This window comes from Methylotenera sp., assembly GCF_030653755.1.
Lineage (GTDB): Bacteria > Pseudomonadota > Gammaproteobacteria > Burkholderiales > Methylophilaceae > Methylotenera.
This window is the reverse complement of record NZ_JAURYU010000024.1, coordinates 40,728-65,701: the sequence shown is the minus strand read 5'-3', so window position 1 is coordinate 65,701 and position 24,974 is coordinate 40,728. Positions and strand designations below refer to the sequence as shown.

The window sequence follows — 24,974 nt, the reverse complement described above, 5'->3', positions numbered from 1 at the left end:
AAGAAAACAAGTATGAGTGAAAACAAAGCAATATCGCCAGATTATGATTCATCCAGTATTAAAATATTGGAAGGTTTAGATGCAGTACGTAAGCGCCCAGGGATGTATATTGGTGACACGTCTGATGGCTCTGGCTTGCACCATATGGTGTTTGAAGTGCTGGATAATGCTATTGATGAAGCATTAGCAGGCCACTGCGATGATATTAAAGTGATTATTCATCATGATAACTCGATCAGCGTTGCAGATAATGGCCGTGGTATTCCAACGGATATTAAATACGATGATATTAAAGCCGTAAAACGCTCTGCCGCTGAAATTGTCATGACCGAATTGCACGCGGGTGGTAAGTTTGACCAAAACTCATACAAAGTATCTGGTGGTTTGCATGGTGTAGGTGTTTCAGTGGTTAATGCACTGTCTGATTGGCTTAAATTAAAAATTTACCGTAACGGTAAAGTGCATCAAATGGAGTTTCGTCGTGGTGAAGCAGTAGCGCCTTTGGCTGAGACAGGCGTCACTGATAAAAAAGGTACGGAGGTGCACTTTTTAGCCTCAGTAGAAACCTTTATTTTGATTGAATATCATTTTGAAATATTAGCTAAGCGTATTCGCGAGCTTTCATTTTTAAATAACGGTGTAAAAATTGAGTTAGTAGATCAACGTACTGGTAAAAGTGAAAACTTTGCTTACTCTGGCGGTATTAAAGGTTTTGTGGAGTATATGAACCGTAGTAAAACGGTGCTACATCCAAAAACTTTTTATGCTTCTGGTGAAAAAGATGGCATGACCATTGAAGTAGCCATGCAATGGAATGACTCTTACAGTGAAACCGTTCAATGTTTTACCAATAATATTCCACAGCGTGATGGCGGCACTCACTTAACTGGCCTACGTACAGCAATGACGCGTACCTTAAACCAGTATATTGAACAAAGTGAAATGGCTAAAAAAGCTAAAGTAGAGACGACTGGCGACGATATGCGTGAGGGGATTACGTGTGTGTTATCAGTGAAAGTACCTGATCCTAAATTCTCATCTCAAACTAAAGATAAATTGGTTTCAAGTGAAGTGCAACCAGTGGTATCTGAAGTGGTATCAGCAAAATTGGCTGAGTTTTTACAAGAAAACCCAGCAGATGCCAAAATTATCTGTGGAAAAGTGGTAGAAGCGGCACGTGCAAGGGAAGCAGCACGTAAAGCGCGTGAAATTACCCGCCGTAAAGGGGTGATGGACACCATGGGCTTGCCTGGTAAGTTAGCTGACTGCCAAGAAAAAGACCCTGCGTTGTGTGAAATATACCTAGTCGAGGGTGACTCTGCGGGCGGTTCTGCCAAACAAGGGCGTGATCGTAAAAACCAAGCGATTTTGCCGTTAAAAGGTAAAATTTTAAACGTAGAAAAAGCACGTTTTGATAAATTACTAGGTTCACAAGAGATTGCAACCCTGATTACTGCCTTAGGCACCAGCATTGGTAAAGCTGATTTTAATGCAGAGAAGCTACGCTATCACCGTATCATCATCATGACCGATGCGGACGTTGATGGTGCGCATATCCGTACCTTGTTGCTCACATTTTTCTATCGCCAAATGACAGAATTAGTAGAGCGTGGGCATATCTACATTGCGCAACCACCACTGTACAAAGTAAAACAGGGTAGGGATGAGCGTTACCTTAAAGATGAGCAAGAATTAGATATCTACCTACTGCAATCAGCGCTAAAAAATGCAGAGCTAGACACAAAAACTAACGCTGGTATCTTAAAAGATGAAGCGTTAACTGAAATCGCAAAACAAGTGGTGTTAACTGAAGCGGTGATTCGCCGTATTTCTTCACTGTATGATGAAAGCGTACTACGTGCGATTCAAGATGCAGGTGAGATTAATCTAAGCACAGAAGCTAGCGCTAATGCAATTGCTGAGAAGTTACGTCCAATCTTAGGTGCAGTAGGCAGTGAAGTAATTGTGGCATTTGATGCTGAAACTAATGCTTACCGCTTAGAGGTTAATAAATACGTACATGGCAACCTGCAATGTTGCGTGATTAATGCTGAGTTCTTAAGCAGTGGTGATTACAGACAGCTATTGAAAACATCCAATATGCTCAATGGCTTAGTGGGCGTAGGTGCAATTGTTAAGCGCAACGAAAAAGAACAAACTGTTTCAACCTTCAAACAAGCCTTAGATTGGCTACAAGGCGAAGCTAAAAATACACTGAATATTCAGCGCTATAAAGGTCTTGGTGAAATGAACCCAGAGCAGTTATGGGAAACCACTATGGACCCTAAAGTGCGCCGTTTATTAAAAGTGCAAATTGATGATGCCATTGCAGCAGATGAGATTTTTACAACATTGATGGGCGATAATGTAGAACCTAGACGCGCATTTATTGAAAATAATGCTTTGGGTGCTAATAACTTAGATATTTAGAGATCTCCCAAAAACCTAAGATATTTTAGTTAAAAATAAAAAAGCCCTTATTGGGCTTTTTTTATTTAATTGAAAATAAATTAAACTACAATTGAATTAATATTTGATAAAAAAGCTAAAAATGGCCCAACAAAAAGAACAAAAATCAGAACCACTAGAAAAACAACTGTGGAAAGCCGCCGATAAACTCCGCAAAAACATAGATGCGGCGGAATATAAGCACATTGTTTTAGGCTTAATCTTCCTTAAATACATTTCTGATTCATTTGAGCAGCACTTTGCTAAACTGCAAGCAGGGGAGGGTGAGTACGCAGGTGCAGACCCTGAAGATAAAGACGAATACGCGGCAGAAAACGTATTCTTTGTGCCACAAGATGCACGTTGGTCATACTTACAATCTCAAGCTAAGCAACCAGAAATTGGCAAAATGGTGGATGCCGCAATGGATGCCATTGAAGCTGAAAATAGCTCACTTAAAGGCGTGTTACCCAAAGTATTTGCGCGTGACAACTTAGACCCTGCCAGCCTTGGTCAGTTGATTGATCTAGTCGGCAACATTGCCTTGGGTGATGCTAAATCGCGCAGTGCTGATGTGCTTGGTCATGTGTTTGAATACTTCTTAGGTGAGTTTGCGCTGGCTGAAGGCAAGCAAGGTGGGCAGTTCTACACGCCTCGCTCGGTGGTGGAGTTATTGGTCGAGATGCTTGAGCCATATCAAGGCCGTGTGTTTGACCCGTGCTGTGGCTCTGGCGGTATGTTTGTGCAATCTGAAAAGTTTGTGGCAGACCACCAAGGCAAGGTCAATGATATTTCCATCTACGGGCAAGAGAGCAACCAAACCACATGGCGTTTGGCTAAAATGAACCTTGCCATACGTGGTATTGAAGCCTCACAGGTGAAATGGAACAACGAAGGCAGCTTTTTAAATGATGCGCATAAAGATGTTAAAGCTGATTACATCATTGCCAACCCACCATTTAACGTAAGTGATTGGTCAGGCGAACTACTGCGCACCGATGGCCGCTGGCAATATGGCGTACCGCCTGCTGGCAATGCCAACTTTGCATGGCTGCAACACTTTATCTACCACCTTTCCCCCACAGGCCAAGCAGGCGTGGTGCTGGCCAAAGGCGCACTCACCAGCAAAACCAGTGGCGAAGGTGACATCCGCAAAGCACTGATTGAGCAAGGCAACGTGATTGATTGCATCGTCAACCTGCCAGCTAAACTGTTTTTAAACACGCAAATCCCCGCCGCTTTGTGGTTTATGAGCCGCAATAGAACAAATGGCAAATTTAGAAACCGCAGTAACGAGATTTTGTTTATTGATGCCCGCAACCTAGGTCACCTCATCAATCGCCGTACCAAAGAGCTGAGCCATGATGATATTAAACAAATCACCGACACCTACCACAACTGGCGCAACCCAAACGGCAACTACCAAGACATCGCAGGCTTTTGCGCATCTGTTAGCCTAGAGCGTGTAAAAGAACTCGATTACGTACTCACCCCAGGCCGTTATGTTGGCCTGCCCGATGATGAAGATGACTTTAACTTTGCCGAGCGCTTTAACGCCCTAAAAGCAGAATTTGAAGCGCAGTTGGTGGAGGAAGAAAAACTCAATCAAACGATTGCAGAGAATTTGGCGAGGGTGAAGCTGTGAGTGAATTAAAGCCTTATAAGCTTGGCGATGTTGTTAGCTTTGGAAATGGTAAAGCTCGCCCAGCATCTGAAGGCAATATACCAATTTATGGTGGAAACGGAATACTCGGCTATTGCGCAGATAATAACTATGATGGAGAGACGATTGTTATTGGTAGAGTAGGCGCATATTGTGGTGCCACATATTACGAAAATCAGCCAATTTGGGTTTCTGATAACGCACTATCTGCAAAACCAAAAGGGCGAAATAACACAAAGTTTTTCTACTACTTTTTAAAAGACATGGACTTGAATCAGCATGCTGGTGGTTCAAGTCACCCTCTCGTTACTCAGACACTACTGAACTCTTTAGATGTTGAAATTGTAGAGTGTCCTGATGAACAAAAAGCCATCGCCTCAGTCCTCAGCAGTTTGGATGACAAAATCGACCTGCTCCACCGCCAAAACACCACCCTAGAACGCATGGCCGAAACGCTGTTTAGGCAGTGGTTTGTAGAAGAAGCGCAGGAGGATTGGGAGGAAGCAACACTTGGCGAAGTTGCTACGGTTCAAAATGGTTATGCTTTTAGTAGTGGCGATTATGAAGAGTACCAAGAAGGTTTCTTAGAAGTTTTTAAAATGGGGCATATTCAGCCAGGTGGTGGTTTAAGATTTAACCCAAAAGCGGACTTCGTGCCAAGAACTGAAAAACTTAAAAGATGGACGCTTAATAAAAATGACATCGTAATGGCCATGACAGACATGAAAGACAATATGGGCATATTAGGTCACCCAGCATTGATTGACGTATCAGAAAAGTATGTTTTAAACCAACGTGTAGCTAGAATTTATTTAGAAACCACTGAAAAACTGAAAAGTATTTATTTACTGTATTTGCAGTTGAACACAGAAGAAGCCATAAGTTTGTTACAAAGTAAGGCCAATAGTGGTGTTCAAGTAAATTTAACTACAGAAGCAATTAAATCTATACCAGTTTCATTACCACCAAAATTTGTACAAGATAAAGTATTAATTAACATTGAGCCAATTTTCGATAAATTGTCATCAAATAGATTTGCCGTTAAAACCCTAGAAAAACTCCGCGATAATTTGCTCCCCAAGCTAATGAGCGGTGAGGTAAGAGTAGCTTTATGACTGATACAAGAAGAAAAGTTGATCTCTACGTACTCTCGCTAGGAGTGTTATTTGTCTTCATATTGATAATGACAATTGAGAGCTCGTAGGTTGGGCTGAAAAGCCCAACACCCAATGTCACATACGTTAACCATTGGGCTTCCAAAATCAGCTCGTAGGTTGGGCTGAAAAGCCCAACACACAATGTGACATACGTTAACCGTTGGGCTTCTCAAAATCAGCCCAACGCACAATGACGCATACGTTAACCGTTGGGCTTCTAAAATCAGCCCAACCTACAAATGCAGGTTAATGGGTGATGTGTTGATGGTTGTATGTTGGGCTTCCAAAGGTCAGCCCAACCTACAAAATGAGGGAAATTGGGAGGTGATGTTTTGCGTTATCGACGAGCTGATGTGGCGGGTGGCACTTATTTTTTTACGGTGAATTTGGCGGATAGAAAAGCCGATTTGCTCACGCGCCATATTGATATTTTGCGCGAGGTGATGCAACAGGTGAAGCAGGCACACCCTTTTGTGATTGAGGCGATGGTGGTGTTGCCTGAACATTTGCATGCTATTTGGCGTTTGCCGCACGATGATGTGGATTTCCCCATGCGGTGGAGTTTGATTAAAGCGGGGTTTTCGCGCCGTTTGGCTAAAACTGAAACGATACGCGCCAGCCGCCTAGCAAAACGTGAACGTGGTATTTGGCAACGCCGTTATTGGGAGCATTGCATCCGCGATGAAAGTGATTTTGAGCGGCATGTGGATTATATTCATTACAACCCTGTGAAACATGGCTATGTGCGCCGTGCGATTGATTGGCCGTTTTCAACGTTTCACAAATATGTTGAGCGAGGGGTTTTGACAGCAGATTGGGGCGATAGCATGGTGAATATTGAGGCTGGCGGTGAGCGTTGATTGATGTGGTTAATTGTTGGGCTTCTAAAATCAGCCCAACCTACAGCAACTAAAGCGACTTTGGAGTACGATAAGTTTGCACAGAAGCGCCGTGTGAAAAAAGAGGCTGAGGCTGAAAAGGATTATTTAAGCCAATTAACTGATGCGGCTAAGTTGGGTGATAAAAATACACAATAATACACACGAATGTTGACACGCGAGGTGTGTGTGTGTATAAATACACATGCAAGCATTTGAGAAAGGAATCCATAGTGGACTCTAGAGTAATCTTACAAATGCTGCAGGATGATGGTTGGGATGTGGTTAGAACCAAAGGTAGTCACCATCATTTGAAACATCCGACAAAAAAAGGTCTTGTGACGGTGCCGCACCCCAAAAAAGACCTTCCAGTTGGAACCGTTAGCAGCATTTTGAAACAAGCAGGACTTAAGAAGTAAATAAGTGCGGCAAAAAAAACTAAACGACAGACTAAACAGACAAACAGACAAACAGACAAACAAATTATGTTATATCCAATAGCAATTCATCAAGACGAAGGGACATCATACGGAGTAACCGTACCTGATGTCCCTGGTTGCTTCTCATACGGTGATACTGTTGAGGAAGCTATCTCAAACGCAAAAGAAGCAGTAGTAGGCCATATTGAAACATTATTAGAGTTAGGCGAGCCTGTGGATTTTCATGCCTCGGCTATTGAGGATTTAAAATCACAAGAGGCATTTAAAGATGCAGCTTGGGGCTTTGTTGACGTTGATTTAACTGAGCTAGACAGCAAACCTGAGCGCGTGAATATTAGCTTGCCAAAATTTGTGTTGCATCGCATTGACCAATATGTAGCGAGTAAGCATGAAACCAGAAGTGGTTTTATTGCGAGGGTTGCACTCTCTGCGCTGGCGCACGAGCAATAAACTTATCTAAGCCCCCAAGGTAGCCCCAAAGGGGCTTTTTCTTTATCTACTCATGTGTTGTATGATGTTGTTTTGTTAAAAAGAATTAAAACTATAAGTGGGCAAACTAACCGAATCAGAAATTGAAACCCTAGCCATTGAGCGCCTGCAATCGCTTGGGTTTGATTATGTGTATGCGCCTGAAATTGCGCCAGATAGTACCAACCCTGAACGCGCAGGCTTTTCTGAGGTATTGCTAGTCAGCCGATTGCGCAATGCAGTTACCCGCATTAATCCAACATTACCAACTGCTGCCCTAGACGAGGCGATTAAAACCATTCAACGCATTAGCTCCCCTGAGTTGTTAGCCAATAATGAGACATTTCACCGATTGCTGACTGAGGGCGTGAATGTCAGTTATCAAAAAGACGGAAGCACTCGTGGTGATTTGGTTTGGTTGGTGGATTTTGATAACCCTGACAATAACGAATTTGTGGTGGCTAACCAGTTCACCATTATTGAAAACAACCAAAACAAACGCCCAGACATTATCCTGTTTGTGAATGGCTTGCCATTGGTGGTGATTGAGCTTAAAAACGCCGCCGATGAAAACGCGACACTTCAAAGTGCCTATCAGCAAATTAGTACCTATAAAGCGACGATTCCCAGCTTGTTTACCTACAATGGTTTTGTGATTGTGTCAGACGGTTTAGAGGCAAAAGCAGGGAGTATTTCCGCAGGCTTGAGCCGCTTTATGGCTTGGAAAAGTGCGGACGGTAAGGCTGAAGCCTCGCATCTTGTGAGCCAGCTTGAAACGCTGATTAACGGCATGCTGAATAAAGCCACGCTACTGGATTTAATTCGCCACTTTATTGTGTTTGAGAAATCCTCAAAAGAAGACCCTGTCACCAAGCAAATTAGCATCAGCACGGTTAAAAAGCTAGCGGCATATCACCAGTATTACGCAGTGAATGCGGCAGTTATATCAACGCTTAGAGCATCCGCAGAAGCTACTGGTGTGGCACAAACTCCAGCCAGCTATGGCTTGGGCGATGTGCGTAGCCAACCCAAAGGTGACCGCAAAGCGGGTGTGGTGTGGCATACGCAAGGCAGTGGCAAGTCATTGAGCATGGTGTTTTATACAGGCAAGATTGTGTTGGCGCTTAATAACCCCACCATTGTGGTGATTACTGACCGTAACGACTTGGACGACCAATTGTTTGATACCTTCGCTGCCTCTAGCCAACTATTACGCCAAGAGCCGAAACAAGTAGAAGACAGACAACAGCTCAAAGAGCTACTCAAAGTGGCCTCAGGTGGCGTGATATTTACCACCATTCAAAAATTTCAGCCTGAAGAAGGCAATGTTTACGAGACTTTATCGGAGCGCAGAAATATTGTTGTGATTGCCGATGAAGCCCACCGCACGCAATATGGCTTTAAAGCTAAGACCGTAGAAGAGAAAAACGATGCGGGCGAAGTGATTGGGCAAAAGATTGTGTATGGCTTTGCCAAATATATGCGCGATGCTTTGCCCTTTGCTACCTATCTTGGCTTTACTGGCACACCGATTGAAAGCACGGACGTGAACACGCCAGCGGTGTTTGGTAATTATGTGGATATTTACGACATTGCGCAAGCGGTGGAGGATGGCGCGACAGTGCGCATTTTTTACGAAAGTCGTTTAGCCAAGGTGCAACTTTCAGAAGAAGGCCGCAAGCTGGTGGCTGAACTTGATGAAGAGTTGCAAGAGGATGAGCTGACCGACACACAAAAAGCTAAAGCACGTTGGACGCAGATTGAGGCGCTAATTGGTAGCAAGCAACGCATCCAAAACATCGCTAAAGATATTGTGACGCACTTTGAACAACGCCAAGAGGTATTTGCGGGTAAGGGCATGATAGTGAGTATGTCGCGCCGTATCGCGGCAGAGCTGTATGAGGCAATTATTGCGCTGAAGCCTGAGTGGCATTCTGATGACCTGAATAAAGGGGCAATCAAAGTTGTGATGACCGCTTCGTCGAGCGATGGCCCACAACTTGCCAAGCACCATACCACCAAGCAACAGCGCCGCAACTTGGCAGAGCGCATGAAAGACCCGCAAGACGAGTTAAAGTTAGTGATTGTGCGCGATATGTGGCTGACAGGTTTTGATGCGCCTAGCATGCACACGCTGTATATCGACAAGCCAATGAAAGGCCATAACCTAATGCAAGCCATTGCACGGGTAAACCGTGTGTATGGTGATAAACCTGCGGGCTTGGTGGTCGATTACTTAGGGATTGCTGCCGACCTCAAGCAAGCTTTGTCTTTTTACTCGGATGCAGGTGGTAAAGGTGACCCTGCCATTGCACAAGAACAGGCGCTTGAGCTCATGCGCGAGAAGTTAGAGGTGGTGCAACAGCTTTATCATAACTTTGATTACAAGCTTTACTTCAATGCAGACACCTCTAAAAAGCTGTCACTTATCCTTGCGGCTGAAGAGCATGTATTAGGGTTAGATGATGGAAAAAAACGTTACGTGAATGAGGTAACTGCACTCTCTCAAGCATTTGCAATTGCCATTCCGCATGATGAAGCCATGGATGTGAAAGATGAAGTGGCGTTCTTTCAAGCGGTGAAAGCACGACTGGCTAAGTTTGATAGCACAGGTGAAGGGCGCACAGACGAATCTATTGAAACCACGATACGCCAAGTGATTGACCAAGCCTTGGTGAGCGAACAAGTGATTGATGTGTTTGATGCAGCAGGCATCAAGAAACCTGACATCTCAATTTTAAGTGATGAGTTTTTGATGGAACTGAAAAACCATGAGCATAAAAATATCGCGCTAGAAGTGCTGAAAAAACTGCTCAATGAAGAAATCAAAGTACGCGAAAAAACCAACTTGATTCAAAGCCGTAGCCTCATGGAAATGTTGCAAAATTCTATCAAGCGCTATCAAAATAAAATCATCACAGCCGCCGAGTTGATGGATGAGCTGATTAAAGTCAGTAAAGAAATTGTGCATGGTGACAGCGAAGCTGAGCGCATGAAGCTTAGCCCATTAGAGTTTGCCTTTTACACCGCTGTTGCGAATAACAACAGCGCAAAGGAACTCATGCAGCAAGACAAGTTGCGCGAACTTGCTGTTGTACTTTTACAGCGTGTTCGAGAAAACGCAACGATTGATTGGACCATTAAAGAAAGCGTGAGAGCGAGACTAAAAGTGATCGTGAAACGTACACTCCGCCAATTCGGCTATCCACCTGATATGGAAATACTCGCAACTGAAACTGTGCTTAGACAGGCAGAATTAATTGCAACAGATCTGCAGAAATAATCAGTTTGATTGTACAAGCTCAGATAAAAACGGCAACCAACTAGTTGCCGTTTTTGTTATACAGTAAGGTTAATTACTCGCCTCAGAATCGCCTTAGATTGCCGCCGCGACACTTTCTTTCAATGGCGTAGTTGCTCTGCCAATTAGTTGGCTAAGTTGTTGGCTGTTGTCATAGAGTGCGCCTTTGGATGCGCCTGTGTCTGAATCTGCAATCAGTTGCGCAAATGCTTCTGGTAAGCCCACGTTGACTAAAACCGCTTGATACTCTTGTTCTGGTAGGTTGATGTAGTTGATGGTTTTACCAGTTTGTTGGGATACCTCTGTCGCTAATTCTGTGAGCGTGTAAGCGCTATCTCCAGCTAGTTCATATACTTTCCCTGCCTGATTTTCTGTAGTAAGTACGGTGGCATCTGCTTCAGCGTAGTCTGCACGGCTGGCAGAGGCGATTTTTCCGTCGTCGGCACACCCATATATAGCACCGTGGGCTATGCTTGCGCCTAATGATGCTGTGTAGTTTTCTGTGTACCAGCCATGGCGCAGTAATGCAAAGGGTAGATTTGCATTTGCCAGGTATTGCTCGGTAGCCACATGTTCTACTGCTAAGCCTAGTGGTGAGGTATCTGCATGTAATAGACTGGTATAGGCTAATAACTTAACATTGGCTTTTTTTGCGGCATCAATCGCGGTACGATGTTGCGCAAAGCGTTGGCCGACCTCACTGGATGAAATGAGTAATACTTTGCTGGCACCTGCTAACGCGGCATCCCATGACGCTGGTTGGCTGTAATCAGCATAACGTACTTGCACGCCCAAGTCGGCTAGATCTTTTGCTTTATCTAGGTTGCGTACAGCTGCTACGATATTTGAAGCAGGGATTTTTTTTAATAGTGAGGCAATTACTAAACGGCCTAATTGACCTGTTGCACCTGTAATAACGATCATGTAAAACCTTTCTGGTATGAAAAAATGAATTGGTGGAAAGCATCATAATCTATATACTAACTATTGGTAAGTACACACAAAAAGGTAAGTATGAATATTATTAATCAAGCAAATAAGTTGTCAGAGCAGTTGATGCGCGGCGAGGTGTTTTCAGATCAATGTCCATCACGTGAAATCCTTAAACACGTTACTAATCGTTGGGGTGGGCTAGTGTTGGTGGCGCTGTTACTAGGGACGCATCGCTTTAGTGATTTGCGTAGAAAGTTAAGCGGTGTGAGTGAAAAAATGTTGGCGCAAACATTGCAGACATTAGAGGCTGATGGCTTTGTGATGCGCGTGTCTTATCCTGTGGTGCCTCCGCATGTGGAGTACTCTTTAACGCCATTGGGTGGGGAGCTGGCCAAACAAGTTGAGTTGCTGGTAGATTGGATAGAAATTAATTTACCTAGAATTTTAGATGCGCAGCAAGCCAGTGGTATTGCTCATCGTGATGAATGAAATGTTAATTAAGCAAAGGGGTGTTTGAATCTTGCTGAACTTAGATTTTAATGAGTTAAGAAATGCTTTTGAGTTTGTAAGCGCAGGCTCGCGTGACGAGAATAATGCGTATATATGTAAGGAAACAGGTGTCATTTACTGGACATCAAATACATTAGACCTAGAAGAAGAGGTGCCAGATGACCTTGAATCGTCTTTCAATTATATAGAAGTGCCCCATAAAAATGAGTTAGAACTTGGTCAGAGGCTTGCTTTAAGTTTTATCGACCAAGTGTTGCCAGATGAATATAACTTTGTAGCGAGCTTGTTCCGCAAGCGGGGTGCCTACAGGCGCTTTAAGGATATGTTGCAGTACCAAGGTTTACTAGAACAATGGTACGCATTTGAAGCACAAGCTTCAGATGATGCGTTGATTGCTTGGTGTGAGGAAAATGACATCAAGCTGGTTGATAAAGAACTATAAAAATCTTAAATCATGCAATACGGTGCAGATACTATCTTAATAGAGACCTTTGCACGAAGCAGAAAATAGCTAATTTTGTATAATAATATCTAAATATCGTCATTCCAGAGAAAGTGGGAATCCATTTTAATCAAATACTTAACTGGATCCCCGCTTTCGCGAGGATGACGGAATTGTGAGTTCTTATGGTTAAAATAGCTTCGTGCAAAGGTTTCTAATAGTATTCATTTAATTAATAGCATTCATTTAGCGTTTGTTTAATTTACATTCAAAATTTACTTGTTCGGATATGCCTTGATACGTTGAAAGCGCACCTGTTGCTGATGAGTAAGGGTCGTTAGCGAGATATTGGATGTATTTTAACTGGCGAGGGCTAATTTTTTGGCTAAGCGCATGGACTCTACAGGCGCATGCATCAGGGTTTGATTGGCTGGTATATTGACTATTACATGCGCTTAGCTCTACGTTCACTAAGGCCACTGGCCATGCCTCAGTAGATAGGTTATCAGGTTTAATCACTGCGCGCGTTTGTGCCAAGCTTGCATATAGTAACTCTACAGAGGCGCGATTTTTACCTAATGGGGCACTTTGTAATATATCTTCATGCAGAATTGATAAAGTAGTCGGCTCAACACTTGCAACGGCAGTGAGCATTGTTTGTGACGGTAGTTCATAACCTTGACCAGCTAACATAATGCGTTTTGCAGGGTTGGCATTCAATAGTTGATTAGCCTCTGCAATATCTAGCTCGGGTAAGGTGTAGGTAATGCTTACTTTACAAGTGCCATCCATTTGTTTGACTTGAATAGTGAGCAATTGGTCATATAGCGCGTCTGTCATAGTCGCTACGTTGCGTGATAGCAGGTGTGCTTCTTCATTAGTTTTTATTTGCATCACCGATTGATGATCTAAACAGGCATAGGCATGGCTAGCAAACAGCATGTTTAGCATGCTGAAAACGAGTGGAAAAAGCATAAAATTTCTCATATCAAGCCCTTAACCTAATATATACATTTGATTATGAGTGATGCCCCCTGATAAAGTTCTGCGAGCTAAGTCTTGGATAGTGATGCGTGACTAATGGCGAGGACTGCTGGATGGTTTGCACGACGCTCAACGGAGATTGCGTAATAGCGTTCAAGCACTTCATTGGTTTCACCCACTTTAATGACATGATGTTGTGCCATGACTTCGTCGGTAATAATAGACGGCGCACAAAAAATACCAACACCAGCTTGCCCAAAGGCGCGCATGAGGGCGCTATCATCAAACTCACCTACAATTTGTGGTTGAATACGTAATCTATTGAGCCATAGCATCAAACGCTTACGGACAGCGCTATCTTCACCGGGTACCAATAAGGGTGAGTTGCTTAATGAGTGCGGAAACGGAACTTCATCTGATAGTGCAAGAGATGGCGTAGCAAAAAAACTTAAGCCACATTCCAAAAGCTCGTGGCTCCGACCTTTGATATCAATTTCGCTTGGCATGGGTCTATCAGACAGCACTAAATCTAAGCGATGAATCGCTAACTCACCCAGTAAAGATTCTAACTTACCTTCGCGACAAATAATTTTGATGGGTTCAACTAGTGACATTGCTGGTGCTAACAAGCGATAGGCAATGGATTTAGGAACTGCATCTGAAATACCTACTCTAAACAGGCGAGAACGTTCTTTAGAGCCTGCGCGCAGTGTTTCTTCTAGCGCATTGCCAGTTTGGAAAATGTCGTCAGCATAAGTGAGCGCTAACTCTCCTGTTTCAGTCAGCTCAATGCCGCGACCCACTTTTCTGAATAATGAAACACCAAGAGAGGCTTCAAGAATAGCAATTTGCCCACTGATGGTTTGTGGGGTTAAATGTAACTGTTTGCTGGCGCGTACGATGCTGCCAGCTTTAGCCACTGCCCAAAAGTAATGGAATTGTTTGTAATTAATCATATAGGCAGAATAGCTCGTAAAAACCGAACAATCAATCAGAAATATTCTGCTTTTATTGAATATAAAAACATACTAAAGTAGCAACATTGTCATTAACCTGATTTTAACAGGTAGCGGATTAAACCGAAGGAGACCATATGAAACGTGTTTTATATTTTCTAGCAACCAACTTAGCCATAGTGTTTGTGCTTTCTATCACCATGCGTATTTTAGGTGTAGAGCCATACTTAAATGCCAATGGCTTAGATTTGGGCAACCTCTTAGCGTTTTCTGCCATTATGGGTTTTGGTGGTGCGTTTATCTCATTGGCGATTTCTAAATGGACCGCAAAACGGATGTCTGGCGCAGTGGTGATTGAAGAGCCACGCACAGCAACTGAAATATGGTTGGTTAAAACTGTGCGCCAACAAGCTGAAGCTGTAGGCATTAAAATGCCAGAAGTGGCCATTTTTAACACGCCAGAAGTCAATGCTTTTGCAACTGGTATGACAAAGAACAGCTCATTAGTGGCAGTATCTAGCGGTTTATTAAACGCCATGACTAAAGACGAGGTTGAGGCAGTGCTGGCGCATGAGATATCACACATCGCTAATGGGGATATGGTTACGTTGACCTTGATTCAAGGTGTTGTGAATACCTTTGTGATGTTTTTATCACGCGTGATTGGGTATGTGGTGGATAAAGTGGTGTTTAAAACGGAGCGCGGTACAGGCCCTGCATTTTTTATCACCATGATGATTGCGCAATTTGTATTAGGTATTTTGGCCTCTATCATTGTGATGTGGTTTTCACGTCAGCGTGAGTTTAGGGCAGATGCTGGCGCGGCCAAGTTAACAAGTAAAAACAAGATGATTGCTGCATTGCAACGTTTGCAAGCACAACATGAGCCATCAGCATTGCCTGAACAAATGGCGGCCTTTGGTATATCAGGTAAAGGTGGGCTATCAAAACTATTTGCAACCCACCCAGGCTTAGATGAGCGTATTGCTGCATTGCGTGAATCACAATAAACAAGAACGGCTACTTTTAATAAGTTAGCACTTAAAAAATAAGAGGCTGAGAGATATCAATCATATTTCTCGGCCTTATTTATGTGGGCCGATAGCGTGGCGCTACGAAGCAGTCAATGAGTCAATATTAATCAGATGAGGCATGCATGAACGAATTACAATCGATAGGCACTTGGTGGATGTGGGGAGGTTTCGGCATATTTGTTGTCGCCATGCTTGCCATTGATATGTTTGCGCTAGGGCGCAAAGGGGCACATAAGGTAGGCGCGCGCGAGGCGCTTATTTGGTCATTGGTGTGGTTTACCTTGGCGATGTTGTTTGGCGCCGCTTTATGGGCATGGCTTGACCATACAAGTGGCAGGGCGATTGCCGATGCGAGAGCGATGGAGTATCTCACGGGCTACTTGCTAGAAAAAACACTAGCGATGGATAACATCTTTGTGTTTGTGATGATCTTTAGTTATTTTGCAGTGCCGTTGGAGTATCAAAAACGTATATTGGTGTATGGGGTATTGGGTGCCATTATCTTACGTGCGTTAATGATTTTAGTTGGTGCGTGGCTGATAGCGCAGTTCCATTGGGTGTTATATATATTTGGCGCATTTTTACTGATCACAGGCATCAAGATGTTTGTATTTGCGGACCATGAGCCTAACTTGGCTACTAACCCTTTGCTTAAATGGTTACGCAAACATATTCGTATCACTGATCAGTTCCATGCGGATAAGTTTTGGATTACTGAGAATGGTGTGCGTTGGTTTACGCCGATGTTTTTAGTGTTGGTGCTGATTGAGTTTTCAGATGTTATTTTTGCGATGGATAGTATCCCTGCGATATTTGCGATTACCAATGATCCGTTTATCGTCTTTACTTCCAATATTTTTGCTATATTGGGCTTACGTGCACTTTATTTCTTATTGGCTGATATGGCAGAGCGCTTTCATTTGCTTAAATTTGGCTTGGCGATAGTGTTGATATTTGTCGGTACAAAAATGTTAATCGTGGAGTGGTTTAAAATCCCAGTGGCGGTGTCATTAGGGGTGGTGGTTTCTGTGCTTGGAACAAGTATGCTATTAAGTTTATTAGCGACAAGAAAAGCAAAATAATGATAAAAAAGCCCGCTAGTAGCGGGCTTTTTCATGGGAGTTACTCAGTATAGATAATTTGTTATTTAAATGACATACGTTTCATGGTGCCATCTTTATCAATAAACTTGTGTTTTAAAGCACCAACAATATGAACGATGACCGCGATCAATAGTAGTGCGCCGATAATTTCATGCGCTTCTTTGAATAAATCGCGCAACGTGCTGTTATCTAAGCCCTCAATAAAGTCGATACCAAACCACATCACACCGTATTTGCTGTTAACGGCCATGATCAAGCCAGTAACTGGCATAGCTACCATTAATAAATACAAAGAGTGATGCATAGCTGTGGCTAGTTTTTTCTCCCAAGGTTTATATGAGCTGAGCATGGCAGGTGGGCGGTGCGTGATGCGCCACAATACGCGAATAGCGATAAGGGCTAGTAATGTAACGCCAATGGATTTATGTAAGTTAAAGTAAAAGGTTCTTGGGCTAGCCTCTTTAGCAAGCTCCCATGTATAAATGCCCAAGTCAAACAGATCAAAAGCAGATTGTTTGGCTGCATCCTTTGGAATTTCACTCATGTACCAACCTAGTGCAAACATCGCGAAAATAACAAGTGCAATAAGCCAGTGAAGAATAACAGCGGGTTTTGTATAACGTGTAGAAGCTTGATTCATAGTAATATCCTAGTAGCACTAAATTAACATTTAACTGTGACTATGGTCACAGTTAATGATTGTATAAAACCAAATGATTGCATAAAAAATAGTCATTTTAATCGCTAACCTTAACGCAAGGAATCATTCATGAGAATTTTAATGATAACCATGAGTCTATTTTCAATCATTAGCTGTTCACATGCACAGGTTCAGCATCATGATTTTGCAGTGGAATCGGTGGCAGAAGGTATTTATGTGCATCATGGTGAGCATTTAGACATTGATACTGGCTATCAGGGCGATATCTGTAATATTAGCTTTATTGTTGGTAGTAAGGGCGTTGCGGTGATTGATACAGGGGGTAGCCTGAAAGTTGGTCAGCAATTACAAGCGGCTATCCGTAAAGTCACACCTTTACCTGTTTTGTATGTGATTAATACGCATGTGCACCCTGACCACATTTACGGTAATGCTGCATTCTTACCCAAAAATCCAACTGAACCAAAGCCAGAGTTTGTAGGCCATGAGAAATTAGGCAATGCAATGGACGTAAGAAGTGAGCAATATACTAAGCTTAATGAGCGTTTTCTGCATGATGATGCGATAGGCAGTGATTTAGTTAAGCCGACATTGGTTGTTAAAACCACGATGGAGCTTGATTTAGGCGATAGAGTCTTGTTATTAAAAGCGCATCCAATTGCGCATACCAATACCGATATTACCTTGATTGATCGTAAAACAGGCACTTTGTTTGCGGGTGATTTATTGTTTATCGAGCGTACGCCAGTGATAGAGGGTGATATTAAAGGCTTAATTGCGGAAATCATCAAATTAAAAGACAGCCCAGCAAAACAGGTGGTGCCAGGGCATGGCCCAGTCACTAAAGAATGGCTGGCTGCACTAAGTAATGCAGAGCGATATTTGACGGTATTATTAAATGATGTACGTGCCAGCATTAAAAACAATGTGAGTATGGAAAAAGCCATGGATACAGCGGCTGAAAGTGAGCGGAATCACTGGAAGTTGTTTGAAATTGCTAATCGTCGCAATGTGAATACAATTTACCCTGTGCTGGAGTGGGAATAAAAAAAGCGGCAATTAAGCCGCTTTTTTACTGTGCAATTTTAAAACCTCAATTTAAAAGAAGTTTAGTTTTAAGCTTTATTCTTAAGGTTATCTAAGCTACAAGCAGTATTTGGGTTTGCGTGTAGCAATAAAAGGCCACCAGCAATTGCTAAGTATTGCAACAAAGGTAATTTAAGCAATAGCGTTAAGCCGACAATATAAACCGCCATCACCAATGCAAAAGCTTTGGTTTTGTAACCTAGCAACAAAGCTAAGCCACCAATTGTGTTTACTAAAATAATCAGTGGGGCAAAAATGCCAGGTAAACCCATGCTGCCCAAGCTTGCCTGATATTGCTGGTAGCCATCAGGATTGCTTGTAAAACCAATAATAAGCACTATAACTTGTACTAAAAAGAGTTGCGCTAATAAAATTCGAGCTAAAGTTGCTAAGTATTTTTGCATATAAAACCTTAATCATTAATTAAAGACCAAGGTTGCATAATGCCTGTTACTGCCAACGCTCGCAAGGGGTTAACATTGCAAGATAGTTTCAATATACAGTTCAATATACAGAAAGTTACATGGCAAACGCATGCACAACAATTAATGACTGTGCGTGAAGCGGTGTTTATTGCTGAACAGAACGTGCCTCTAGCATTAGAGTGGGACGGTTTAGATGAAACGGCTCAACATTTACTGGCACTGAGCGCAACAGGCGAGGCGATAGGCTGTGCAAGGCTATTGGGGGATGGCAGTGTTGGCCGTATGGCAGTCATGCAGCCTTGGCGTGGCTTAGGTGTAGGTACAGCATTGCTAAAGTCAGCGATTGCTTATTATCAGCAGTTGGGGATACGTGTTATTACGTTGTCTGCACAAGTGCATGCAATCGCATTTTATGAGAGGTTCGGGTTTAAGGTATGTAGTGAGGCATATGTTGATGCAGGTATTTTACATCGGGATATGCAACGTATAGATGCCTGATTGTTGGTGAGTAATTAGCGCCTTCGTGAAAAGGCGCTATTGAATGTGAATTTAAAAGTGAAAAAGCCTACTCAGCAATGAGTAGGCTTTTTATTCAGTCATAGATGACTAAAAATTAACGCGAATTACTTGTTCATTACGTACATTGTAACTTCAAAGCCAAAACGCATTTCTGTAGCTGCTGGTGTTGTCCACATAATATTTCTCCTTAGTTTTGTTTACATCAAGATTGATGTCGTACTTGTATGATTAACATCATACTCAAGGGTTTCAATTTAAGCGTATGTACTTTAATGAATGAGAGCTCATGATTTTACGTAATCAGTAAAGGGTGATAAATTTTTTTAGGCTGGCTTAATCACAATCTTACAAAATTTTGATTGATTGGTGAAAGTCACATCATATTGATCACTAGTCATGCCAAAAATTTCTTAAATATCAGTAATTAAGGGATAATGCTATGAGTCTTTAGGAGCTTTGCATGGGTTTAGATGTACGTACCATCATGGTGATGTTTGCTATGTTGGCTTTTATGTTTTTCTGCTTATTTCAACTAGCAGGTTTGCGAGTGGGCCGTATCCGCGGTGTTAGGCAGTGGGCAGTAGCAAACTTATGTATCGGCTTTGGCTTTAGTCTAGCCTATTTTTTTGGCCGTACTACCCCTGGACATGACTGGGCTGTGGTGTTGGGGGTGACATTCATTGCAACGGGTGTCAGTCTGCAGTTAATGGGGATTCGGGCATTTAAAGAGCAGCCAACACACTGGCAGTTAGTTGCATTATTCATAGGCATCATATTTTGTCAGAGTATTTGGTTTAACGTTGTTCATCCAGATTTTCATCTACGTGCTGTCATCAATTCTTTTTTATTTTTCTTGATATATGCGCTTTGTGCTCGTGTGCTTTTGGTAAAAACAGAAGCTTCATTGAGAGTCTCATACTGGTTTACGGGATTATCATTTGCGATGATGGCGATGCTGATGCTCGCGCGAGGCGTCATTATTATGCGCTCGCCGGATCAGGTGATTGGACTGCATGTGAATACTGCCATTAATTCCATGCCATTTGTCATTGGTTGTTTATTACAATTTTGCATATCATTTGGTTTGTTATTGATGCTAAACCATCGGCTAATTGCTGATGTATACCAGATGGCATCGCGGGATGCGCTGACTGGTGCGTTGAATCGACGCAGGATAGAAGAAGATGCATTGCGGCTGAGAGCGCGCTGTATGCGCAGAGGTGAGTCATTGGCGATTATGATGATTGATATCGATTTCTTTAAATCGATTAATGATCGTTATGGTCATCCTGCTGGCGATAAAGTTTTGTGCGCTTTGGCTGAAATTGCCCAAAAATCGATTCGACCAGATGATTATTTTGCTCGCTACGGTGGTGAGGAGTTCTGCATGTTGCTTACCGCGACGACAGAAAAAGAAGCATTTGAGTTGGCAGAGCGCTTGCGTTTGGCCTTTGCAGAATTTACGTTAATGTTGGGTAAAGAACGTATAAATGTGACGGTGAGCATCGGTGTTGCAGACTCGAGTGATATCGGATTTGAATTTTTAGACCTTGTAAAAGCAGCAGATCAAGCCTTATATCGTGCTAAGCAGCGTGGGCGTAACCAAGTGGTGACTTACTCAAGTATGGCTGTCAGTGAAACTAAGTAATCTAGGAAGATAATCCTAAGGTACGCAAGTTAGCAATGCGGCCGTGATAAAGCGCGGACACTAAATCAGATTGTGTCACCATGCCCACTAAGCGACGATCATCATCAACCACTGGGATATGGTGATGTACATTAGCTTGTGTCATCAGTGGAATCAGCTCAATAATATGCATGTTTGATGAAGCGGTGGTTGCTGGAGAGGTCATGATTTGCCCAACAACTTCAGGCTTATGTGAAGAAAGTGTATGGGTTCTGCGAATAAAGCTTTTGAGCTTGGTTTCAAAACCTTCGTATACCTCTAAATTGGCATGCTGCATAAAGTTGGCTTGTGTGATAATGCCTATTACACGCCTAGCACGGTCAATGACTGGCAGTGCTTTGATTTGATGCTGTCGCATGAGTAGCCAGGCATCCTCTAACAGCGTACCAAACACTACGGTGACAACCTCTTTAGACATAATGTCAGCACAAATAATTTCACCAAAGCGGCGGCGATAAGCATGCATTTCGGTTTGTTGTAACAAACTTTGCAAGTCATCTCGACTGACATCAAGCACTTGATTATATTCTTTTAATACGGCATTTAAATCTTCTGTATTAAAGCCAAAGCGCATTTCAGCGGGGATATTGTTGGCTGATTGCTGAGAAGCTTTTGTGCTTAGATGTGGATAAGGGCGGCGTGTTGCATTGTTAAAAAGAATAGCGACCAGTAGTAACAGTAAAGAGTTAATGCCCACTGGCGCCAGTACAAACCAATAGCCCTGAGCATGGATAGTGGCGCCACCTAGCACTGCCGTGAGTGCGATAGCACCGCTAGGCGGGTGTAAACACCTTAAGGCAAACATCGCCACAATTGATAAGCTCACGGCTAATGCAGCAGCGGTGGCTGGGTGAGCAATCCACATCGCACAAGTGACACCAATAAAAGCTGCTATGGTGTTGCCGCCAATAATAGACCAGGGTTGTGCTAAAGGGCTGGACGGAACAGCGAATAATAAGACGGCAGAAGCACCCATCGGCGCAATTAAGAACGGAAGTGCGCTAGTATCACCAGCGATGTAATAAGTGGTCAGCCCTGTGCATAATATGCCGAGAAAAGCGCCAATGCCCGCCCGCAAGCGTTCTGTATGATTAACGGTAATGCGTTCAGGCGCAAAGCCATGTAGCCACTGTTTGAGTTTGTCCAAGCTTAATAAACCTAGTGATGTATTTAGTCATATTACACTATGCACCAATTTGGCGCACTCATATGGAGCGATTCACTGGTGCATACCCAGCATGGCTTTATTAGGATGTAAATTGCTTAAAGTAGGGCTATTCTATAAAATCCTACTTTATAGAATAGCGTTACTAAATTTTATTCAAATTTTTCATTGTTTTAATTTCTCAAGGATTTCTCATGTCAAAAATCATTTTCAAAGCAGGCGAGGCAACGGTTTATACCGAAGGTAAAGACGTAACAGCTGCAATGCCAGAAATCTTAATCGGCGCTGTTGATGGACCAGTCGGTCAAGCATTTGCAAACTTGATGGCACAAAGCAAAGGCCATACAGCGATGTTTGCCGTGCGTGACATCAACCAAATGGTACGCCCAGTATGTATGACAGTGCCAAAAGTGACATTAAAAGGCAGCACTGATGTAGCCTTGTTTGGCGGTGTAGTGCAAGCTGCAACTGCTGATGCGATTTTAGATTGTGTTATCGAAGGCATCATTCCAAAAGAGCAAGCGAATGATCTTTGCATCATTAGTTTGGTATGGATTGATCCAGGTTGTATCGAGCTAGAAAAAGCAGGTACATTAGACAAAGCCGATATGTACAAAAACAACTATGATGCGACTAAATTGGCGATTAAACGTGCATTAAATGATGAGCCTAGCATTGATGAGTTGATTGCTAACCGTCACAAAATCAAACACTGTATGTGGGAAGATTCTTGGGATCAAAAGTAAGATAGCGGATGGGTGCTTAAGCTAGATGCTGAAGCGTCATCGGTTTAGCATCTAACCTAGGTGATTTAATGTGATTTAATAAAAAAAGCGGCCATCAGCCGCTTTTTTTATTTCTTAATGAAGAGATTACTCACACTACGTGCCAGATTAAGGGCAGAAAAACCAGTTTTTATCCATTGGAGCATGCGCCTGGGGCGAATAACACTGATAGCGCTGGTGACCCCTAGCATTAAAATAGGGTGTTGCTTGACGTAGCGAACAAGTTGAAACCCACGATAAGCAATGGTTAAAGGTGTGCCCAAGGGAGCGATATCTTGTGCTAATAAAGCGCGTTGCGAAGCCGCTTTAAGAATTAGTTTCTCGCGGCGCTCTGCGATGGTTGTGCGTTTAGGGCTCACAAATCGCTCCTAATCTTTACTGGTTTCTTGATGATCTTTAACCAGTTCAGCTAAGCTGGCTTCAAACATTCTAGGCATTGTTTTAAGTGCGCGAATCGCTAGCGTACCAATGATGCCGCCAGTGAAAATAAATAAACCAGTCAGCAGGCTTAAAACAAGCAAGCGATGCGTATCCCAAAACAAGACCACAATTAAAATGGCTAGCAACACCATGCCAAAGCACAGGCAGAATAGGGCAACAAAAGTCATTGCGAGTAAAGTGATTAAACGCTCGCGTCCTTCTTCTAAATCTGTACTGAGGAGTTCAAGACGCGTGTGTACAATCGCAATAAATGTGTTGGTGAGCCTTTTAAGTGAGCCTAACAGACCATCATTGTAATTACTGTCACTCATTGTGATTAACGACGACCGATAAGTAAGCCAATCACCAACCCTACACCAGCCGCAATGCCAACAGCGTGCCAAGGTTTGTCGTGTACATAGTCATCTGTTGCACGCGCAGCCGCTTTTGTTTTTGCCACTAATGCTTCTTGGGCATCGGCCAGCTTTTCTTTTGCAACAGCTAAAGATTCTTCAGTTTTAGCGCGTAAGCTAGCCATGGCCTCACCACCTTGGCTTGCCGTCGCTTTTAATAAAGCTTCTGCATCGGCAATGACTACTTTAAAGTCAGCAATCAATTGTTCTTTGGAAACATCTACTTGTGAAGGTAAATTATTGTTAGCCATGTTTATTTCTCCTATGATTGTTGTTAGATGACGTGGTATGACCGTAGTTTTAACGTTAGATTCAATCTAATATTTAAGCATCGATATGATTTAATCCTACGCCTTAGCAAGGCATAGAGCAAGGCCTTATCAAATTAAGATGGGTGCTTGTGTAGGTATAAGAGAATATTTCGTATAGGCGTAGGGATTGCTGCGCCTATCGCATCTTCGATATTTAGCCAGATAAAGCCTGCTTCTCTTGCTTGTAGCGTTTGTTTTGTAATAGTTAAGGGTTGTGGTTTGATATGTAGCTTGAAGTGGGTAAATGCATGACTAAACGTTGGTAGTGCGCTGTCTGCCGTGGCTGAGATGCCAAACTGATTGAGGGCAATCGTTGCATAATCATTGCTTGTTAGCGTGTTTTCGTCGTACTCTGGGAAACTCCATAAGCCACCCCAAATGCCGCTAGATGGGCGTTTGATGAGCATGATTTCATTGCCCTGTCGCAAAATGAGCATGGTTGTGTTTTTTTCTGGAATGCTCTTTTTGGGCTTGGGTGTAGGCAAGATAGTTGTGAGGTTTTGTTGGCGCGCCAAACAACTTTCATTTAATGGGCATGTAGTACATTTAGGCTTGCTTCTAGTGCAGATAGTTGCGCCTAAGTCCATCAGTCCTTGAGTATAGGCAACCATGTCGGACTGCGGCAATAGCTTCTCAGCTAGTTGCCATAGTGCTTTTTCAATTTTTGGGGTGCTAGGCCAGCCTGCAATTGCAAAGTGCCTAGTCAGTACGCGTTTAACATTGCCATCCAGTATCGTTTGCACTTGATGAAAAGCAAAGGAGGCGATTGCGGCGGCTGTAGAGCGCCCAATGCCAGAGAGTGTTTGTATGGTGTCGAAGTCTTGTGGGAACATGCCACTATGCTCGTCTACGATGGTTTGTGCGGCATTGTGCAGGTTACGCGCTCTTGAGTAATAGCCAAGACCACTCCAATGTTGTAATACTTCGTCTTGGGTGGCATTCGCCAACGCGGCAATCGTTGGAAACCGCGCCATAAATTTAGCGTAGTAACCAATCACAGCAGAGACTTGAGTTTGCTGAAGCATGATTTCTGACACCCAAATTGCATAAGGGTCTGTGGTGTTTTGCCAGGGCAGGTCATGGCGCCCATGCACCTTTTGCCAAGCAATGAGGCGGTTGGCAAAGTCAGTCATAAACAGTATGGAGTGTGAGTAATGGGTAATGGCTCGAGTTGATTCACTTAAA

27 protein-coding genes are annotated in these 24,974 nt (G+C 43.0%); 16 read left to right on the top strand and 11 right to left on the bottom strand.

Features of this window, described 5'->3' with window-relative positions; genetic code table 11:
* Positions 1–12 precede the first annotated feature (12 nt).
* From gyrB to Q7U33_RS04455, 8 genes are all read left to right on the top strand, one after another.
* Positions 13–2,430 (top strand): DNA topoisomerase (ATP-hydrolyzing) subunit B, encoded by a 2,418-nt coding sequence (gene gyrB, locus Q7U33_RS04490; protein WP_304858396.1) that lies wholly within the window; start codon positions 13–15, stop codon positions 2,428–2,430.
* Positions 2,431–2,551: 121 nt separating this feature from the next.
* Positions 2,552–4,093, top strand: coding sequence for a class I SAM-dependent DNA methyltransferase (locus Q7U33_RS04485; protein WP_304858395.1), 1,542 nt, complete (start codon positions 2,552–2,554; stop codon positions 4,091–4,093).
* Positions 4,090–5,226 (top strand): restriction endonuclease subunit S, encoded by a 1,137-nt coding sequence (locus Q7U33_RS04480; RefSeq protein ID WP_304858394.1) that lies wholly within the window; start codon positions 4,090–4,092, stop codon positions 5,224–5,226. The genes Q7U33_RS04485 and Q7U33_RS04480 overlap by 4 nt, the downstream gene beginning before the upstream one ends.
* A 359-nt stretch (positions 5,227–5,585) precedes the next feature.
* A complete protein-coding gene (locus Q7U33_RS04475; RefSeq protein WP_304858393.1) occupies positions 5,586–6,128 on the top strand; it encodes a transposase in 543 nt (180 codons plus the stop codon).
* 3 nt (positions 6,129–6,131) lie between these two features.
* Complete coding sequence (locus tag Q7U33_RS04470; protein ID WP_304858392.1) at positions 6,132–6,305, top strand: hypothetical protein; 174 nt, start codon at positions 6,132–6,134, stop codon at positions 6,303–6,305.
* Positions 6,306–6,379: 74 nt separating this feature from the next.
* Positions 6,380–6,565, top strand: a complete 186-nt coding sequence (locus tag Q7U33_RS04465) for a type II toxin-antitoxin system HicA family toxin (protein WP_304858391.1) — start codon at positions 6,380–6,382, stop codon at positions 6,563–6,565.
* Positions 6,566–6,631: 66 nt separating this feature from the next.
* Positions 6,632–7,036: a type II toxin-antitoxin system HicB family antitoxin gene (locus Q7U33_RS04460; protein ID WP_304858390.1), complete on the top strand. Its 405-nt coding sequence runs from the start codon at positions 6,632–6,634 to the stop codon at positions 7,034–7,036.
* Between the two features lie 97 nt (positions 7,037–7,133).
* Positions 7,134–10,337 (top strand): type I restriction endonuclease subunit R, encoded by a 3,204-nt coding sequence (locus Q7U33_RS04455; protein ID WP_304858389.1) that lies wholly within the window; start codon positions 7,134–7,136, stop codon positions 10,335–10,337.
* Positions 10,338–10,430: 93 nt separating this feature from the next.
* Here Q7U33_RS04455 and Q7U33_RS04450 read toward each other — a convergent pair whose 3' ends face one another.
* The gene (locus tag Q7U33_RS04450; RefSeq protein ID WP_304858388.1) at positions 10,431–11,279 is read right to left on the bottom strand and encodes an SDR family oxidoreductase; all 849 of its coding nucleotides are present in this window, start codon (positions 11,277–11,279) and stop codon (positions 10,431–10,433) included.
* Positions 11,280–11,369: 90 nt separating this feature from the next.
* On the opposite strand from Q7U33_RS04450, the gene Q7U33_RS04445 reads away from it, so the two are divergent.
* Together Q7U33_RS04445 and Q7U33_RS04440 are read left to right on the top strand one after the other, a co-directional pair.
* Positions 11,370–11,777: a helix-turn-helix domain-containing protein gene (locus Q7U33_RS04445; protein WP_304858387.1), complete on the top strand. Its 408-nt coding sequence runs from the start codon at positions 11,370–11,372 to the stop codon at positions 11,775–11,777.
* 31 nt (positions 11,778–11,808) lie between these two features.
* Positions 11,809–12,240 carry a UPF0158 family protein gene (locus Q7U33_RS04440; RefSeq protein ID WP_304858386.1) on the top strand — a complete coding sequence of 144 codons (432 nt, stop codon included), beginning with the start codon at positions 11,809–11,811 and terminating at the stop codon, positions 12,238–12,240.
* 246 nt (positions 12,241–12,486) lie between these two features.
* Here Q7U33_RS04440 and Q7U33_RS04435 read toward each other — a convergent pair whose 3' ends face one another.
* Together Q7U33_RS04435 and nhaR are read right to left on the bottom strand one after the other, a co-directional pair.
* Positions 12,487–13,215: a hypothetical protein gene (locus Q7U33_RS04435; protein ID WP_304858385.1), complete on the bottom strand. Its 729-nt coding sequence runs from the start codon at positions 13,213–13,215 to the stop codon at positions 12,487–12,489.
* Positions 13,216–13,292: 77 nt separating this feature from the next.
* Complete coding sequence (nhaR, locus tag Q7U33_RS04430) at positions 13,293–14,180, bottom strand: transcriptional activator NhaR (RefSeq protein ID WP_304858384.1); 888 nt, start codon at positions 14,178–14,180, stop codon at positions 13,293–13,295.
* Between the two features lie 137 nt (positions 14,181–14,317).
* Here nhaR and htpX point away from each other — a divergent pair, with 137 nt between their 5' ends.
* Both htpX and Q7U33_RS04420 read left to right on the top strand, forming a co-directional pair.
* Complete coding sequence (htpX, locus tag Q7U33_RS04425; RefSeq protein WP_304858383.1) at positions 14,318–15,190, top strand: protease HtpX; 873 nt, start codon at positions 14,318–14,320, stop codon at positions 15,188–15,190.
* A 146-nt stretch (positions 15,191–15,336) separates the two neighbouring features.
* Positions 15,337–16,296 (top strand): TerC family protein, encoded by a 960-nt coding sequence (locus Q7U33_RS04420; protein WP_304858382.1) that lies wholly within the window; start codon positions 15,337–15,339, stop codon positions 16,294–16,296.
* A 61-nt stretch (positions 16,297–16,357) separates the two neighbouring features.
* On the opposite strand, the gene Q7U33_RS04415 is transcribed toward Q7U33_RS04420, so the two are convergent.
* Entirely contained in the window at positions 16,358–16,957 is a 600-nt protein-coding gene (locus tag Q7U33_RS04415; RefSeq protein WP_304858381.1) for a cytochrome b, read from the bottom strand.
* 129 nt (positions 16,958–17,086) lie between these two features.
* On the opposite strand from Q7U33_RS04415, the gene Q7U33_RS04410 reads away from it, so the two are divergent.
* Positions 17,087–18,025, top strand: coding sequence for a quinoprotein relay system zinc metallohydrolase 2 (locus Q7U33_RS04410; RefSeq protein ID WP_304858380.1), 939 nt, complete (start codon positions 17,087–17,089; stop codon positions 18,023–18,025).
* 68 nt (positions 18,026–18,093) lie between these two features.
* Here the strand turns inward: Q7U33_RS04410 and Q7U33_RS04405 are convergent, their stop codons facing one another.
* Positions 18,094–18,468 carry a DoxX family protein gene (locus tag Q7U33_RS04405; protein WP_304858379.1) on the bottom strand — a complete coding sequence of 125 codons (375 nt, stop codon included), beginning with the start codon at positions 18,466–18,468 and terminating at the stop codon, positions 18,094–18,096.
* Positions 18,469–18,507: 39 nt separating this feature from the next.
* Here Q7U33_RS04405 and Q7U33_RS04400 point away from each other — a divergent pair, with 39 nt between their 5' ends.
* Positions 18,508–18,987, top strand: a complete 480-nt coding sequence (locus Q7U33_RS04400) for a GNAT family N-acetyltransferase (protein ID WP_304858378.1) — start codon at positions 18,508–18,510, stop codon at positions 18,985–18,987.
* Between the two features lie 125 nt (positions 18,988–19,112).
* On the opposite strand, the gene pqqA is transcribed toward Q7U33_RS04400, so the two are convergent.
* On the bottom strand, positions 19,113–19,184 hold the full coding sequence (pqqA, locus tag Q7U33_RS04395) for a pyrroloquinoline quinone precursor peptide PqqA (protein ID WP_012777389.1): 72 nt from the start codon (positions 19,182–19,184) through the stop codon (positions 19,113–19,115).
* Positions 19,185–19,468: 284 nt separating this feature from the next.
* Here pqqA and Q7U33_RS04390 point away from each other — a divergent pair, with 284 nt between their 5' ends.
* The gene (locus tag Q7U33_RS04390) at positions 19,469–20,656 is read left to right on the top strand and encodes a diguanylate cyclase (protein WP_304858377.1); all 1,188 of its coding nucleotides are present in this window, start codon (positions 19,469–19,471) and stop codon (positions 20,654–20,656) included.
* A 1-nt stretch (position 20,657) separates the two neighbouring features.
* On the opposite strand, the gene Q7U33_RS04385 is transcribed toward Q7U33_RS04390, so the two are convergent.
* Positions 20,658–21,842, bottom strand: a complete 1,185-nt coding sequence (locus Q7U33_RS04385) for an HPP family protein (RefSeq protein WP_304858376.1) — start codon at positions 21,840–21,842, stop codon at positions 20,658–20,660.
* Positions 21,843–22,054: 212 nt separating this feature from the next.
* Here Q7U33_RS04385 and fae point away from each other — a divergent pair, with 212 nt between their 5' ends.
* On the top strand, positions 22,055–22,606 hold the full coding sequence (gene fae / locus Q7U33_RS04380) for a formaldehyde-activating enzyme (RefSeq protein WP_304858375.1): 552 nt from the start codon (positions 22,055–22,057) through the stop codon (positions 22,604–22,606).
* A gap of 107 nt (positions 22,607–22,713) precedes the next feature.
* Here the strand turns inward: fae and Q7U33_RS04375 are convergent, their stop codons facing one another.
* The 4 genes from Q7U33_RS04375 to mutY form a co-directional block, all read right to left on the bottom strand.
* Positions 22,714–23,004 (bottom strand): YqjK-like family protein, encoded by a 291-nt coding sequence (locus Q7U33_RS04375; RefSeq protein WP_304858374.1) that lies wholly within the window; start codon positions 23,002–23,004, stop codon positions 22,714–22,716.
* Positions 23,005–23,013: 9 nt separating this feature from the next.
* The gene (locus Q7U33_RS04370) at positions 23,014–23,397 is read right to left on the bottom strand and encodes a phage holin family protein (RefSeq protein WP_304858373.1); all 384 of its coding nucleotides are present in this window, start codon (positions 23,395–23,397) and stop codon (positions 23,014–23,016) included.
* A 5-nt stretch (positions 23,398–23,402) separates the two neighbouring features.
* Positions 23,403–23,729 carry a YqjD family protein gene (locus Q7U33_RS04365; protein WP_304858372.1) on the bottom strand — a complete coding sequence of 109 codons (327 nt, stop codon included), beginning with the start codon at positions 23,727–23,729 and terminating at the stop codon, positions 23,403–23,405.
* A gap of 134 nt (positions 23,730–23,863) precedes the next feature.
* A complete protein-coding gene (gene mutY / locus Q7U33_RS04360; RefSeq protein WP_304858371.1) occupies positions 23,864–24,922 on the bottom strand; it encodes an A/G-specific adenine glycosylase in 1,059 nt (352 codons plus the stop codon).
* Between the last annotated feature and the right edge of the window lie 52 nt (positions 24,923–24,974).